We start from the raw sequence: 12,555 nt of genomic DNA on the forward strand, positions 1-12,555 counted from the left end.
CGACGACCACGGCCAGGCCCGCCATCATGCTGCGGTCCTTCTGGCTGCGGTGGTGCCGCGCCAGGTGCGGACGCCGGAGTGATGGGTGGTGGGCCGGTCGGAGCACGCCCATCCGGCGGTGCGGATGTAGCCCTCGTCTTTGAGGAGGGTCATCAACCTGCCCCAGTGAGCCTGGGGGTTGGGCGGCGTGGGGAGCCGGTGGGTGTCGGCGATCTGGTAGGTGGTGAAGGTGCGGCCCGTCGCGGCGGCGGCTATGAAGATCGGCCAGACTTCGGCGAGCCACGTCTCGTAGTCCTCGGCCTGACGCTGGACCTTCGTCTGCCGCGGGGAGGGGACGCTGCCGTCGAGAGCCGGCTGCACAGGAGCAGTCATGCTGCACCGCCGTCCAGCGCCGAGCGACCGATCGCGTCGAGCTCCAGCGCCGTCTGTATCCCGACCTGCGCCTCGGCGAGGCGGTACAGCTCCCTCGTCACGCGACCAGCGAGGATCGGCAGGGCGTGCGCGTGGATGTCGAAGCGGCGGCCGACCGGCCAGAACAGGTCGCGGTACTCCTTGCAGGGGACGCCGCTCTGGCGGAGGATGCCGGCGTCCATGAGGCGTTCGCGCATCTCCATGGCGTCGTCGATGGGGAGGCCGTAGCGCTGGCGAAGGTGTGCGGCGGCGCTGTCCCAGTTGAGTACGACTGGCTCAGGGAAGTTCCCGGGGACCATGGGAGCGGTGTACTGGCCGGTCTTCCGGAGAGACGGAAGGACATCGTCGTAAATCCAGTCCTGGAACCGCTCGACTTGCCCACGGATCAGCTCGTTCTTGATGTGCATGGGCTTGCGTTGACCAAGCGCTCGGTAGAACCCGGACTCCGTGACGTGCCATACCTGCTGGTCACCGCCAGGGGTGGGCACCAGCGCCCACCCTTTGTGCCGGTCGGGGATGCTGCGCAGCATGTCCTTCGCGCTGCCGTAGCCCAACCCGCGGGCGAGCCCTGGCGCGAGGACGATGAACGATCCCTCCCGGGGCAGGACTTCGATGTCGAACTCGGCGTTGGTGAAGCGTTCGATGTTCATGACGCGGACTCCTCGGTCGTGCCGTGCTGCTCCAGCTCGGCGTCGGTCATCAGCGGGTGCGGGATCTGGCCGGTGCACAGGACGTCGCGCAGGTCGACGGCTGCGGTGCGGTAGGTGTGAGCGCGTTCGATGCGTGCGGACTCGGCGGGCGTGACCTCGTCGACGAAGAGCCCTTCGCTCGGGTCTGGCGCCGGGCCGGCCATCTGGTCCCACCGCTCGGCGAGCTTGGTGAGCGTGCTTCGCAGGTCGGCTTCCGTCTGGTGCATGGTCTTCGCGGGCACTGCGTGGTCTCCTGTCTGGTGGCGACCGGCCCTATTTCGGGTAGGGCCGGCCGCCGAATCGGGTGGGGTTACTGGTTGCTGTCGACGAGCTCGACGGGATAAGCGCCGTCCTGATCGGGGCCGGGGGCCTCCGCCTTCTTGCGGTCGGAGATTTCCTTGAGGTCCGCGATCAACGCGTCGTTGAGGTGGCCGGCCGCGTTCGCCTGGCGGTACACGTCGCCGACGTCGTCCGGGGTGAGGGCGCCTTCGGCGAGGGCCACGTAGTCCGGGCGAGGCGCCTCAATCGCGGCGACCGCTTGACTGGCGATGCCCGGGTCGAGGGCTACCGCGGTCGGCAGCGGTCCGGCGAGGGCCTGCCGCGGGGTGACCCCGCGCAGCTCGACCACGACGACCGGGAACTTCTTCGTCTCCCCTTCGCGAACGACCTGCCGGGGTTCGATCCGCAGGGTCACCGGCACGAAGCCGCGGCCGTCGGTCCCGGCGAGGACCATGTCGACCATGCCGCCCCACTCGGACGCGGCATAGAAGGAGTGGGTCTCAGCCCGCCACATGCCCATCCCGGATAGGTCCGGGAGCATGACGTTCAGGCGTGACGTGGTCGAGCAGACGACGCCCTTCCTCTGCTGGTGCCAGTTCTCACCGAACCGGGCCGCGCACAGGCACGCCTGCCGCGAAAGAAGTTCGGTCTCGCCGTCGCAGCGGCGCTGGCATCCGCCCTTCGTCCACAGCTCGTTGTACTGGTTGAGCGGGTCGCCGGGCGTGATCAGCGCTTCGATCGAGGCCGCCTTCGTGATGACGCGCCACTGCTGGATCGTCGAGTTGAGCGGCGCCCACTGCTCGGGCTTGCCGCCCCACAACTCGGCGGCGGTACGGACGTGCTCCTCGGAGTGCGAGGTGACGACCCAGGTTGCGGACCGCATGGGCCGGTTGCCCTGCGTGTAGCCGGTGCGGAGCCGGCCGTGCTCAGCGGCGCGCGCCTGGATGTTGCGGAGTCGGGAGCCCACGGTCAGGCCACCTTTCGGAAGTTGCGCCACCGGGCCGGGACCGGCTGGTCGGGGGCGAGGAGAGCGGGGTAGGAGGACGGGGCCGCGTGGTGCCAGAGCGCGTTGACGAGGGCGCCGCGGAACGCTTTGTGCGCGTCGCGTCCGGCGGGCATCTCGACGAGGGCGTGGGACTTGGCCCGCAGGTTGAGGACGCCGGTCTTCTGGATCTGCGGCATCGGCTGCTCGGTGTCGTCGGGGAGCAGGACGGTCTCGCAGTAGCGGAGCGCGGCGAGCTGCTGCGTGTTCTCCGGGTAGACGGACTTCGCGGAGCGGGTTGCCGACGTCTTGAAGTCGATCAGCCACAGTTCGAGTTGGCGTCCTTCGCCGGTGGGCAGCCAGATCATGAGGTCGGCGGTGCCGGCGTAGCCGAGGCGGCGGTGCAGGCAGGTGATCTCGGCGGCTTCGACGTGCTTGTCGATGTCGACGCCCCAGAAGGCGAGGAACCGTTCGAGCTGGTGGAGGTAGGGGGCGACCTCGCGGGACACGGCGAACGGGGCGCCGAGGAGTCGCTTCTCCGCGGCTTGGTGGATGACTGTTCCGAGGTCGGAGGCGGTGTCGCGGGCGTCGACGTGGATCTGCTTGAGCTGCTTGGTGAGTTCGGCCCGGTCGGTGATGGCACGGCGGGCGACTTCCATGCGGTGGTCGAGGATCCATTCGACGGTGAGCTTGACGGCCCACGGCATCAGGGCGTGCTTGTGGACGCTGGTGCCGAGGACGTTGGTGACGGAGACGAGGTCCGGGCCGCCGGTCGGGTCTGTGTAGTACCGGCCGTTGTCGGTTTCGTGGGCGTGGCGGGGCTCGGTCATTCGTTGTCCTCGGTCTGGGTGTCGGCGCAGTCTTCGCAGCGGCCGTCGGCGGTGAAGGGGCCAGTGGTGTCGCCGCACTTGCGGCAGGCGAGGGGCGGCATCAGAAGGGGTTCTCCCGCCGGTTGGCTCGGGACCAGAGTGGGATTCGCCAGGTCCGGAGTTGCCTGCCGCAGGTGCAGTCCTCCCAGTCGGCGTCGCCGGTCTCCGTGATCCACCCGTGTCCGCCGCTTCCGAGGCAGTAGGCGCACGCCGGGTCGGGGCGCGGGTGACGGGTGATGTGGATTGCCCGCTGCTCGTACTCGATCTGAACGGGGCCGATGGTGTGAGTGAGGTACATGTGACCTGCTTTCAGGTGTGCCGAGTGGGGGCCGCCAGCCCCCGAGGGGGGTGGTTGGGGCTGGCGGCCCTGGGAAGGCCGTGGAGCGGGAGGGCGCTCACACGGCAGGCTGAGAAGTCACGCCGCGGTGTCCGCCGAGATCGGCTCAGGCTCGGGCTGGTCCTCCCGCACACCCGTGAAGTGGTAGCGGCGGACCACCGCCTTCAGCGCCGCCTTCGACCTGTCCGTGAACTGGTCGGCGTCCGCGTCCATCCAGTCGATGTACGGCAGGACCCGCGCGATCGCGGCAGCAGCGCGAGCCGCGTCGTCCCGCGCCCACCACCCGGAGACCAAGCGCCACCCCGAGCCGGTGACGATGGCCCACTCCTCACCGAAGAAGCCGTTGTTGGACGCGCGCAGGAACAGACCGTCGACGTCGGTCTTGTACGCAAGCTGCCAGAACTGGCGGGGCTCCGGGTCGTCCCCGTCGTGGCCGAACATCAAGATCGGGACGGCGCCCTGCGTGTCGGCGTCGAAAGTCGTCCGCAGGAGGCAGGCGATGGCGACCCCCATGACGCGGACCTCTTCGTTCTCGGTGAGTTCGTCGGCCTTCTTGCCGTAGATGGCGTGGGCGAGCGGCGCGTGGAGCGGCTGGTGCGGCAGGAGCCGGTCGGTGGAGGCGTTCGGCGAGTGGACGTAGGGCCGGTAGCCGGGCGGCAGGTCTGCGGCGTCCTTCGGCTCCTGCGAGGTCTGCCAGGCGTCGTAGCCGTCGGCGAGGGTGCGGTACTCGTCGCCGCTGAGGATGACGGCGATCCGGTTGTCGTTCTCGTCGTAGACGCTGCGGCTGTACCGGTTGCCGCGGCTGTCGACGGCGTCCTTGCCCGTGAGGAATTCGTCGAGGGCCTGGTGCGCCTTGTCGAGGGAGAAGCTGATCTGGGGCATGGGTGTCTCCTGTGGAATCCTGGGATTGGACCCCCGTCGGCTTGGCCCCGGCGGGGTTCTTGCGTGGTCGCCGCACGCGGGCCCGGTCGTCATCCGGCGGGCGGCGGGTCAGAGGGCGCGGGCCCAGGCGGGGACGTGGGCCTGCGGGGAGTGGTGGAGGCTGCGGACGGGCCCGTCGGCGAACCGGGCGCGGAGGCTCCGCACGTCGAGTTCCTGGGTGGCGGTGACGACGTTCTCGGCGTGAGCGCGGACAGCTGCCGTGCGCTTCAACCGGGCGATCTCCTCGTCTCGGAGCCGGATCGCCTTCTCCGCCTGCTCCAGTTCGGCCTCGGCTGTGGTGCGCCGCTCGCGTTCGTCGGTGAGTTCGCCGCTGACGAGGGTGAGTTGGCCAGAGATGAAGGCGATGAAGTCGTCGGCTGCCGCTTCACGGATGCGGAGGCGTTCCACCTCATCGACTGCGCGGCGGCGACCGGGGCCCCGAAACATGCTCACTGCCGCTCCTTGCTGATGCGGTTGCAGAAGTCCTCGAAGGACTCGGTGAAGCCGCCGTCGATGGATGCCTGGAAGTCGGGGTCGGCGGGGCGGGTGACGCCGAGGGCGCGAAGCAGGCCGGGGGCGAGGATCGGGTCGGCGTCGTCCGGCATCGGGGGCAGGTCGAGGATGCTCACGACGTCACCACCCAGCCGGGGTCGAGGCGGGCCGCGTCGAGTCGCAGCAGGTACTCGCGGTGCTGGCCGGGCGTCCACACGCTCTCGTCCGGCCCGAACTCGCGGTGCACTTCGGTCCATACGGCGGCGAGGGCGTCCTCCACCACATCGGCGGCCACGGTCGGCGACGCCATCTCAGGCCACCGCCTTGAGGGCCCGCGCTCGGGCGTCGGCGGCGGCTCGCGCGGTGACGACGGCCAGCTTGTCGAGGGCTTCCAGGCTGGACAGGCTCAGCGCCAGTGTCACGTGGCCGAGGACGATGAACGTCTGGCCCATCTGTTCCTCGAACTTGATGGCGTCGGGGTTGTCGCCGAGGGCCAGGAGCTGGTTGAGCATGCGTGTGGGGTTGTCACTCATTTCGTCTCCTGGGGGTTGGTGGGTGCGAGGAGTTGCTGGAGGCGGCGCGCGGACTGTTCGGCGGCAGCCTCCCGCTGGCGGGCGACCAGGTCCCGGATCTGCTCGCGGAGGGTGGGGAGGGGCACGTCGAGGTCGGCGATCGGGCGCGTCACGAGACGGCCTCCGTCCCGGCTGCCTCGTCGCGGGCGGTCGCCTCGTAGGCGGCGTGCGCGATCAAGATCTCCTGCACGCGCGGCAGGTCCTCCTTCCGGAGGGCTGCCACCCGCAGGTCCCTCACCCGCGCCCGCAGCCGCTGGAGTTCGCCGGGGTACGCCTCGCCGTCGGGCAGCCGGTAGTCGGCGATGTCTTCCAGCGTGCGGATGCAGTCCTTCCAGCCCTCGCCGTACCAGATCGGGCCGGTGAGGGCGGTGCAGTCGACGGGGATGGCTTGGAGGCGGGCGATGGCATGGCCGATGGCCTCGGCGGCGTGGGCGTCCAGCTTGCGCTGGGCCATGGCGCGGTTGCCGTCCTCGTGGACCTTGCCGACCATCGCGAACAGGTAGAGGTCGTCGCGGGCGCTCACGCGGCACCGCCCTTCTGGCGGCGGGCCTGCTTGCGACGGGCTGGCCGCAGACGACCGACGCGGCCTGCCCGTCGGATTCAGCCCCACACGATCCGGAGACGACGGCTCCGGCTGCTTCTTGTCGGTCGTCACGACGCCTCCCCCAACTGCTGCTGGGCGGGGTAGCGGTCGGAGTAGAACTCGCTCCAGACCTTGTCGAACATGGGGCGGTCCGCCTCCGTGTACGACTTCACCGCGCGCTCGCGGCCATCGACCAGGCCGATCGAGTCCTTCGGCTTCTCGCCGTGCTGCATCTCGTAGGCCAGCGAGACGCGGCGACCGAACGAAGAACGCACCGAGCGGCGCTCATCAGACGACAGGCCACGGTCCTTGAGGTACGTGTCGACGAGCAGCGCCCTGTCCTCCGGGGCGATCTCGGCGACCTCGCCGGCCGCCTCCGCGTAGTGGTGCAGCTGCCGTGAGCGCTTCCACTTCGGGTCGACGTTGCCGTCCATCGCGGCGATCAACTGGACCAGGCCGAGTGCGCGACGGATGCGACGCTCCTCGATCCGCTGCTCCAACGCGTCGAGCTGATCGTCCGTGGCGTTCGGGTTGATGGCGCCGCCCCGCGTCCAGTACGCCTCGATCGCGTCCGCGGTCTCACCCTGGAAAGCGATCAGCGTCTTGCGCAGATCCTTGGCGACGCGATTTTCGTTGATGGTCGCCAGCAGCATCAGGAAGGTACGGACCGGGACGATAACCATGGCGCGCACCTGGTCATCGCCCGGCATCTGCATGGGGCTCTGCCCCACGGAGGCCCACGAGCGAGTCTTCAGCTTGGCCAGTTGGGTCGAGTAGTCGAGGCCGAGTTCCTCGATCGCGGGCTTCAAGACGATCTGGGGGGCGCCATCGACCATTACGGTCTGGACGGAGCCCGCGGTGAGGTCGAGTTTCACGACCTCGTGGGAAGATGTGGACAAGGTCCACTCCTGTTCTCTCAGGGATGTGGGTGGATCGCGCGGCCTAGCCGCTAGCCCCGGCTGCCGGTGTGTCAGAGCCCGGTAGACGGGGCGACACACGCCGCTCAGGCGGCGCGGGCCGAGGGCCTGGGCTTCGCCGTCGACCGGCGAAGCCGCGAGATCTTCGCCGGCTCGGCCGGGATGCGGCAGAGCTTCCGGATCTCCTCGCGGTCTTCGGGGCTGAGCCACTTCGCCCGGCCCATGCGGGTGTGAGGGAACCCGTGGCGGTTGAGGCCGTCGAGGAGCCAGCGCTTGCCGCAGCCGAGGTCTCGGGCGGCTTCGTCGGGCGGGAGGTATCCGTCGCGCCGCATCATGCTCTCGGCGTCGGGGGTGGGGGTGGACATGATCACCTCTCTTCGGTGGGTATCTCGGGTGGGGGTGAGATTTGGTCGTTCGTGGCGTTGAGGGCTGTGCGGAGCCGGGTGTAGCGCTTGGGTCCCATCCGCTCCCGGATGCCGGTCTCCAGCCGCTGGAGGTAGCTGCGGGAGATGCCTGCCTTGTCAGCGGCTTCCTGGACTGTGAGGCCGAGCGCCATGCGCCGTTTACGGAGCGATGGCCCGTGCACCGGATAGGTGGCGGCGGGTTGTTCCATGGAGAGAACCTACGCGTTCCTACGCGTTTCTGCTACCCGTACCAATCAGTAACACGCTGGATCGCGCAGAAACACGTAGGCACAGCCACTTGAAAAGCCTCAAGGCAGATCACGGTTCAAGCCAGAAACGGAAGTGTTCCTAGCTGTTCCTACGTGCTCCTGCGATGATGTGCGACATGGCACCCCAGTCGACCGAAGCCGCACGTCAGAGGCTTGCGCTCCTCGTGAAGAAGCGCCGCACACTCCTCGGCCTGTCCAAGAAAGGCGCCGCCGACGCCGCAGGCATGCAGGTCAACACCTACAGCCGTGTCGAAGACGGCCTCTCTGTCGACCCGAAGACCTACGCAAAGATCGAACCCGTCCTCGGCTGGACAGCCGGGACCTGCCTCGACGTCATCGAAGGCACCACGGATCAACCCAGCCTCACCGGAGACTCAGGACCGGCACTGATCTCGCCCGTCCACACGGAAGACCTCGCCGCAGATGTAGCGGTCGCCGTGCAGAACGCGGCGGTCGCCGTCAGCGACGGCCTGACAGCCGCCGAGATCCGGGCGCTGAAGCAGCGAGCGGTCTCCGAGGTCCTGAAGTTGTGGGAGAAGCGCGGAATTGACCGCAATTGATCAGCCCCGCCGTACAACCTTTCGCCTATACCGTTTCGTAACCTGATCTCTAGCGTCACTTAGGGCCAACCCGGTCACAACAGGGCGTCAACGTGGCAGCATCGACCAGTACTTGGGAGGTTCCCTCTCACCCGAAAGGGGGGACCATGCACGAACTGCTCACGGTCGACCTAGGCCCGGACTTCTACGGATTCCACGGCCAAGTCACTGGGAGAATCGTGTGTGTTGCGACGCCGAGAGTCGAACACGACGTAGAAGCACGACGCGCCGTGCGGCAACTCATCGAGCGTCAAGGAGGCGACTGCGCCGCCTGCAAGGCCTGCATCATCGGCCAGCACGCGTAACGCAGCCGCAGCGGAGGGGCCGGCGGCAGGGGTGCCAGCCGGCCACCCGCACCCGGACCCAAGGGGCAGCCCATGGCCTACGTCGAGTGGCGCGGCGGTACGTGCCGCGTTGTATGGAACACCCGCAAGAAAGACGAACGCGGCAAGTGGATCTACGACCAGAAAGGCGGCTTCACCGACGAGACCGCGGCCAAGAACTACGGCCTCGACCGCGAAGCCGAGATCCGCAACGATGACTACATCTCCCGCCGCGACGGGTCCGTGACCGTCGGCGAGTACGCAAAGACGTGGGTCGACACCCTCGATGTCGGACACCTCCGCGACAAGGCCATCCGTTCCATGCTGCGGCTCTACATCGAGCCCCGGTGGGGCGAAACGGCTGTCGCCGACGTGCAGCCCACCACGTACCGGGCGTGGAAGAAGCAGCTCAAGGCCCTGCCCAGCGTGGGCGAGAAGTACAGCGAAGAGATCCTGACCGTGTTCTCCATGCTCATGGATGACGCAGTGGACGATGGGCTCCGAAAGGCCTCTCCCGTCCCCAAGGGCCGCAAGCAGCGCCGCGGCCGGTACAAGAAGAAGCCGCGGGAGCGGAAGCGCGAGATGCGCATCGAGGACGTCCATCAGCTGGCCTGCAACGGGCTCGCCTTCTGGGGACTCGACGGCTTCGTGTTCATCTGGACGATGGCCACCACCGGCATGAGACCCGCAGAGCTGTACGCGCTGCGCCGCGTCTACTGCCACCCCGCCTGGCCGTCCTCGGACCCGCTGGACGACCCTGAAGAGCCCGACCGCGATGAACGGCATGCCGAGGACGTTGAGCGCTACGGCCCGGACCTGATGCCCGCACTGCGTGTGCAGTGGCAGCACCAGCGGGAGGACGGTGTACTCAAGGAGTTCCCGCCCAAGTACGAGTCACGGCGCACGCTAGTTGTCCCGCCCTTCTTGGCGGACCTGCTTGAGCTGCTGCTTGCAAGCCACGATGACGCCTACGTGTTCCGGTCCATCAGTGGTGGGCTGCTGGCCAACGCCAATGTCACCTACTACTACTGGCGGCCCATCGCTGGCGGGCGGGAAGCATCCAAGGACTTCGAACGGATCCGGCTCGGCAGGCACCAGACCGTGGTGTCGAGACGGCCACTCCCGGAAATCCCGGCAACGGTGTACGCGCGCAAGCGGCTCTACCTCCTCCGGCACGGGCACAAGGAGTGGATCGATGAGGCCGGGGGCGAGCACGCGCGGATCGCGGTGGAGACCCGCATGGGGCACGAGGTGGCGGGCGTGGAGGGCCTGTACGCGAACGTGACAACTGCTATGGAGCGGCGGATGATGGACTCGCTGCAGGATCGCTTCGAGCGATTCGCTCGGGAGACCAAGTGGGATGCGGCCACTGCTTCTCCCAGTGCTCTCCCAGATGGCCTCGCCGAGTGGTGGAAACGGCAGGTCAAGTCGCCCGTAGAGGCGGACTGATGTACTGGTTCATGAAGTTCATCAGCACCAAGTCGTTCATGCCGTTCGTCTACTACCGCGTGGTGCTCGGCATCGTGATCATCGTGCTGGTCGCTACGGGCGCGCTGAGCCCGCACGCGGCCGAGTCCGCGGGCTGACGCGAAAGCGCCCCCGAAGGACCCCGCGCGATCGAAGGGCCCGTACAGCAAAGGCTGTACGGGCCCTTCCGCACGAACTCCCCCTCGTCCTCGCCCCGTTCTCCCCCTCGCCACGTCGGACGTGACCGAGTCCATACGGTCTGTGTAGCGACTCGGTGGCGCAGTGTCAGTACCTGGCCCTAGGCTGGTCCGCATGTCCCCCAGTTCCATGGCCTCTGGTTCCCTGCGCTCCGCAGCCGAGTTGAACGAGCTGATCCGGGCGCTGTGGCTGCGCGCGGGCGGTTCGCTGTCCGCCGAGGAGCGCGCGGAGTACGAACGGCTGGTCGTGGCATGGGCCGCCGCGATCCGGGGCGACCTGCTCCAGGCGGCCTGAGCTTCGCCCCGTCCCAGCGGCGGGACGGCTACGACAGGACGGCCGCCGGAGCCCCCGGCTCACCCGGTCCGGGCACCGGGTCGGTCCCGGCGTCGGGACGGCCGGGCCCCGCGCCGGACGACGGATCGGGGCCGGGCCCGGAGGACGGATCGGGGGCGGCGTCGGCGTCCGGTTCCGTCAGCTGTTCCCGTACGTAGTTCCAGACCACCGCGATCAGCGCCGCGACCGGCACCGCGAGCAGGCTGCCGACGATGCCGGACAGGCTGCCGCCGAGCGTCACCGCGAGCAGGACGACCGCGGCGTGCAGACCGAGCCCCCGGCTCTGGATCATGGGCTGGAAGACGTTGCCCTCCAACTGCTGCACCACCACGATGATCGCCAGCACGATCAGCGCGTCGGTCAGCCCGTTCGACACCAGCGCGATCAGCACCGCCACGAACCCGGCGAACAGCGCGCCCACGATCGGCACGAACGCGGTCACGAACGTCAGCACCGCCAGCGGCAGCACCAGCGGCACGTCCAGAATCCACAGACCGAGACCGATCAGCACCGCGTCGAGCAGACCGACCACCGCCTGCGACCGGACGAAAGCCCCCAGCGTCTCCCAACTGCGGGCCGCCACCTCGGGGATGTCCGTGGCGAGACGGCCCGGCAGCTGACGGCCGAGCCACGGCAGGAAACGCGGGCCGTCCTTGAGGAAGAAGAACATCAGGAACAGGGCGAGGACGGCCGTGATGAGACCGTTCACCACCGTGCTCACCCCGGTCACCACCGCCGAGACCGCGCTGCCCACGCCGTCCTGGGCCCGGTCCACCGCCGAGTCGAACGCCTTGCTGATCTGGTCGTCGCCGATGTTCAGCGGCGGCCCCGCGGCCCACTCCCGCAGCCGCTGGATGCCCTCGACCACCCCGTCCGTCAGCTCCCCGGACTGCGAGGACACCGGCACCGCGATCAACGCCACGACACCGGCCGCGACCACCAGGAAGAGCACGGTCACCACCGAGGCCGCGAGCGCGGGCGGCCAGCCGCGCCGCCGCAGGAACCGCGCCGGCGGCCAGGTCAGCGTCGTCAGCAACAGTCCGACGGTGAGCGGCCAGACGACCGACCACATCCGTCCCAGCAGCCACAACGCCACCGCGAGCACCACGAGGATCAGCAACAACTCGACGGAGAGACGCGCCGATGTGCGCAGGGCGACCCGCGTGCGCGTGGAACTCAACCTGGCAGACATGGAGATCACCCTATGGGTACACCGGCCCGACTCCGGCCGCCCGGGCCACGAACCCCGCTGACCAGACCCGCGCACCCGTCGCTCCCGCCCGTCGACGGGGCGCCCGATCCGCCGGTCGTACCCGCACGGCCCTTGGCGTCGCGGGCGTGATGCCCAACACTCGGGCCATGACGCAGCGTGTGGAGCTCGCCACCGTGATGGACCGGCTGGCCGTCGACAGCCTGATCACCGACTACGCGATCGCGGTCGACGACGGCGACTGGCCGTCGTACCGGGACCTGTTCACCCCCGACGGGCGGGCGGACTACCGCTCGGCGGGCGGCATCGAGGGCAGCGCCGACGAGATCACCGCCTGGCTCGCGGAGAGCCTGCGCGTGTTCTCGATGCGGCAGCACCTCATCGTCAACCGGCGGGTCCTCTTCGGGGTCCTGGAGCAGGACCGCGGCGACACCGCCCGCGTGCAGGCCGACTACGTCAACCCGATGCGGCTCGCCGAGGGCGGCGCCCCGGGGACCGGGCCGGACTTCGTGTGCGGCGGCCGGTACGTGTTCGGCCTGCTGCGCACCGACGACGGCTGGCGGCTGCGCGAGGTGGCCGTCACCGAGAAGTGGCGCCGCCCGCCGGGAGGCAACAGCGCGGGGTGACCGGAATGCGTTCCTCCCGGCCGCCGGTGCGCCGAGGCCATCTGGTCGGAGATCGATTCGGGCGCGCACACTGA

At 69.0% G+C, this 12,555-nt stretch carries 20 protein-coding genes and 1 pseudogene; 5 read left to right on the forward strand and 16 right to left on the reverse strand.

Going from position 1 to position 12,555, the window contains the following annotated elements; all coding sequences use genetic code 11:
- Positions 1 to 24 precede the first annotated feature (24 nt).
- The 15 genes from ACIQPQ_RS31535 to ACIQPQ_RS31605 form a co-directional block, all read right to left on the reverse strand.
- Positions 25 to 372, reverse strand: coding sequence for a hypothetical protein (locus tag ACIQPQ_RS31535; RefSeq protein WP_401310653.1), 348 nt, complete (start codon positions 370 to 372; stop codon positions 25 to 27).
- Positions 369 to 1,061, reverse strand: a complete 693-nt coding sequence (locus ACIQPQ_RS31540) for a Bro-N domain-containing protein (protein WP_401310656.1) — start codon at positions 1,059 to 1,061, stop codon at positions 369 to 371. Before ACIQPQ_RS31540 ends, ACIQPQ_RS31535 begins: the two co-directional genes overlap by 4 nt.
- Positions 1,058 to 1,342 carry a hypothetical protein gene (locus tag ACIQPQ_RS31545; RefSeq protein ID WP_401310659.1) on the reverse strand — a complete coding sequence of 95 codons (285 nt, stop codon included), beginning with the start codon at positions 1,340 to 1,342 and terminating at the stop codon, positions 1,058 to 1,060. Before ACIQPQ_RS31545 ends, ACIQPQ_RS31540 begins: the two co-directional genes overlap by 4 nt.
- A 68-nt stretch (positions 1,343 to 1,410) precedes the next feature.
- On the reverse strand, positions 1,411 to 2,346 hold the full coding sequence (locus ACIQPQ_RS31550; RefSeq protein ID WP_401310662.1) for a hypothetical protein: 936 nt from the start codon (positions 2,344 to 2,346) through the stop codon (positions 1,411 to 1,413).
- A gap of 2 nt (positions 2,347 to 2,348) precedes the next feature.
- Positions 2,349 to 3,191, reverse strand: coding sequence for a hypothetical protein (locus ACIQPQ_RS31555; RefSeq protein ID WP_401310665.1), 843 nt, complete (start codon positions 3,189 to 3,191; stop codon positions 2,349 to 2,351).
- Between the two features lie 454 nt (positions 3,192 to 3,645).
- Entirely contained in the window at positions 3,646 to 4,449 is an 804-nt protein-coding gene (locus ACIQPQ_RS31560) for a hypothetical protein (protein WP_401310668.1), read from the reverse strand.
- Positions 4,450 to 4,557: 108 nt separating this feature from the next.
- Positions 4,558 to 4,941 carry a hypothetical protein gene (locus ACIQPQ_RS31565; protein ID WP_401310671.1) on the reverse strand — a complete coding sequence of 128 codons (384 nt, stop codon included), beginning with the start codon at positions 4,939 to 4,941 and terminating at the stop codon, positions 4,558 to 4,560.
- Positions 4,938 to 5,117, reverse strand: a complete 180-nt coding sequence (locus ACIQPQ_RS31570) for a hypothetical protein (protein ID WP_401310673.1) — start codon at positions 5,115 to 5,117, stop codon at positions 4,938 to 4,940. The genes ACIQPQ_RS31565 and ACIQPQ_RS31570 overlap by 4 nt, the downstream gene beginning before the upstream one ends.
- Positions 5,114 to 5,290 carry a hypothetical protein gene (locus ACIQPQ_RS31575; RefSeq protein WP_401310675.1) on the reverse strand — a complete coding sequence of 59 codons (177 nt, stop codon included), beginning with the start codon at positions 5,288 to 5,290 and terminating at the stop codon, positions 5,114 to 5,116. The genes ACIQPQ_RS31570 and ACIQPQ_RS31575 overlap by 4 nt, the downstream gene beginning before the upstream one ends.
- Before the next feature lies 1 nt (position 5,291).
- Positions 5,292 to 5,513 (reverse strand): hypothetical protein, encoded by a 222-nt coding sequence (locus tag ACIQPQ_RS31580; protein ID WP_401310678.1) that lies wholly within the window; start codon positions 5,511 to 5,513, stop codon positions 5,292 to 5,294.
- Positions 5,510 to 5,665: a hypothetical protein gene (locus ACIQPQ_RS31585; RefSeq protein WP_401310680.1), complete on the reverse strand. Its 156-nt coding sequence runs from the start codon at positions 5,663 to 5,665 to the stop codon at positions 5,510 to 5,512. The genes ACIQPQ_RS31580 and ACIQPQ_RS31585 overlap by 4 nt, the downstream gene beginning before the upstream one ends.
- Positions 5,662 to 6,075: a hypothetical protein gene (locus ACIQPQ_RS31590; protein ID WP_401310683.1), complete on the reverse strand. Its 414-nt coding sequence runs from the start codon at positions 6,073 to 6,075 to the stop codon at positions 5,662 to 5,664. The genes ACIQPQ_RS31585 and ACIQPQ_RS31590 overlap by 4 nt, the downstream gene beginning before the upstream one ends.
- A gap of 128 nt (positions 6,076 to 6,203) precedes the next feature.
- The gene (locus ACIQPQ_RS31595) at positions 6,204 to 7,010 is read right to left on the reverse strand and encodes a phage antirepressor N-terminal domain-containing protein (protein ID WP_401310686.1); all 807 of its coding nucleotides are present in this window, start codon (positions 7,008 to 7,010) and stop codon (positions 6,204 to 6,206) included.
- Positions 7,011 to 7,138: 128 nt separating this feature from the next.
- Positions 7,139 to 7,417 (reverse strand): hypothetical protein, encoded by a 279-nt coding sequence (locus ACIQPQ_RS31600; RefSeq protein WP_401310688.1) that lies wholly within the window; start codon positions 7,415 to 7,417, stop codon positions 7,139 to 7,141.
- Positions 7,418 to 7,419: 2 nt separating this feature from the next.
- Positions 7,420 to 7,665 carry a helix-turn-helix domain-containing protein gene (locus tag ACIQPQ_RS31605; protein ID WP_401310691.1) on the reverse strand — a complete coding sequence of 82 codons (246 nt, stop codon included), beginning with the start codon at positions 7,663 to 7,665 and terminating at the stop codon, positions 7,420 to 7,422.
- A 176-nt stretch (positions 7,666 to 7,841) separates the two neighbouring features.
- Here ACIQPQ_RS31605 and ACIQPQ_RS31610 point away from each other — a divergent pair, with 176 nt between their 5' ends.
- The 4 genes and pseudogenes from ACIQPQ_RS31610 to ACIQPQ_RS31625 all read left to right on the forward strand — a co-directional run bounded on the left by ACIQPQ_RS31610 (position 7,842) and on the right by ACIQPQ_RS31625 (position 10,606).
- On the forward strand, positions 7,842 to 8,285 hold the full coding sequence (locus ACIQPQ_RS31610) for a multiprotein-bridging factor 1 family protein (RefSeq protein ID WP_401310694.1): 444 nt from the start codon (positions 7,842 to 7,844) through the stop codon (positions 8,283 to 8,285).
- Positions 8,286 to 8,701: 416 nt separating this feature from the next.
- Complete coding sequence (locus tag ACIQPQ_RS31615; RefSeq protein WP_401310697.1) at positions 8,702 to 10,096, forward strand: integrase; 1,395 nt, start codon at positions 8,702 to 8,704, stop codon at positions 10,094 to 10,096.
- Positions 10,097 to 10,101: 5 nt separating this feature from the next.
- Positions 10,102 to 10,233 (forward strand): annotated as a pseudogene (locus ACIQPQ_RS31620) (undecaprenyl-diphosphatase); the annotation flags it as partial.
- 193 nt (positions 10,234 to 10,426) lie between these two features.
- Positions 10,427 to 10,606: a hypothetical protein gene (locus tag ACIQPQ_RS31625; protein ID WP_401310700.1), complete on the forward strand. Its 180-nt coding sequence runs from the start codon at positions 10,427 to 10,429 to the stop codon at positions 10,604 to 10,606.
- 28 nt (positions 10,607 to 10,634) lie between these two features.
- Here the strand turns inward: ACIQPQ_RS31625 and ACIQPQ_RS31630 are convergent, their stop codons facing one another.
- Positions 10,635 to 11,837 (reverse strand): AI-2E family transporter, encoded by a 1,203-nt coding sequence (locus tag ACIQPQ_RS31630; RefSeq protein ID WP_401310703.1) that lies wholly within the window; start codon positions 11,835 to 11,837, stop codon positions 10,635 to 10,637.
- 167 nt (positions 11,838 to 12,004) lie between these two features.
- On the opposite strand from ACIQPQ_RS31630, the gene ACIQPQ_RS31635 reads away from it, so the two are divergent.
- Positions 12,005 to 12,481 carry a nuclear transport factor 2 family protein gene (locus ACIQPQ_RS31635; RefSeq protein WP_401310705.1) on the forward strand — a complete coding sequence of 159 codons (477 nt, stop codon included), beginning with the start codon at positions 12,005 to 12,007 and terminating at the stop codon, positions 12,479 to 12,481.
- Positions 12,482 to 12,555 lie beyond the last annotated feature (74 nt).

The organism is Streptomyces sp. NPDC091281 (assembly GCF_044757425.1).
GTDB lineage: Bacteria > Actinomycetota > Actinomycetes > Streptomycetales > Streptomycetaceae > Streptomyces.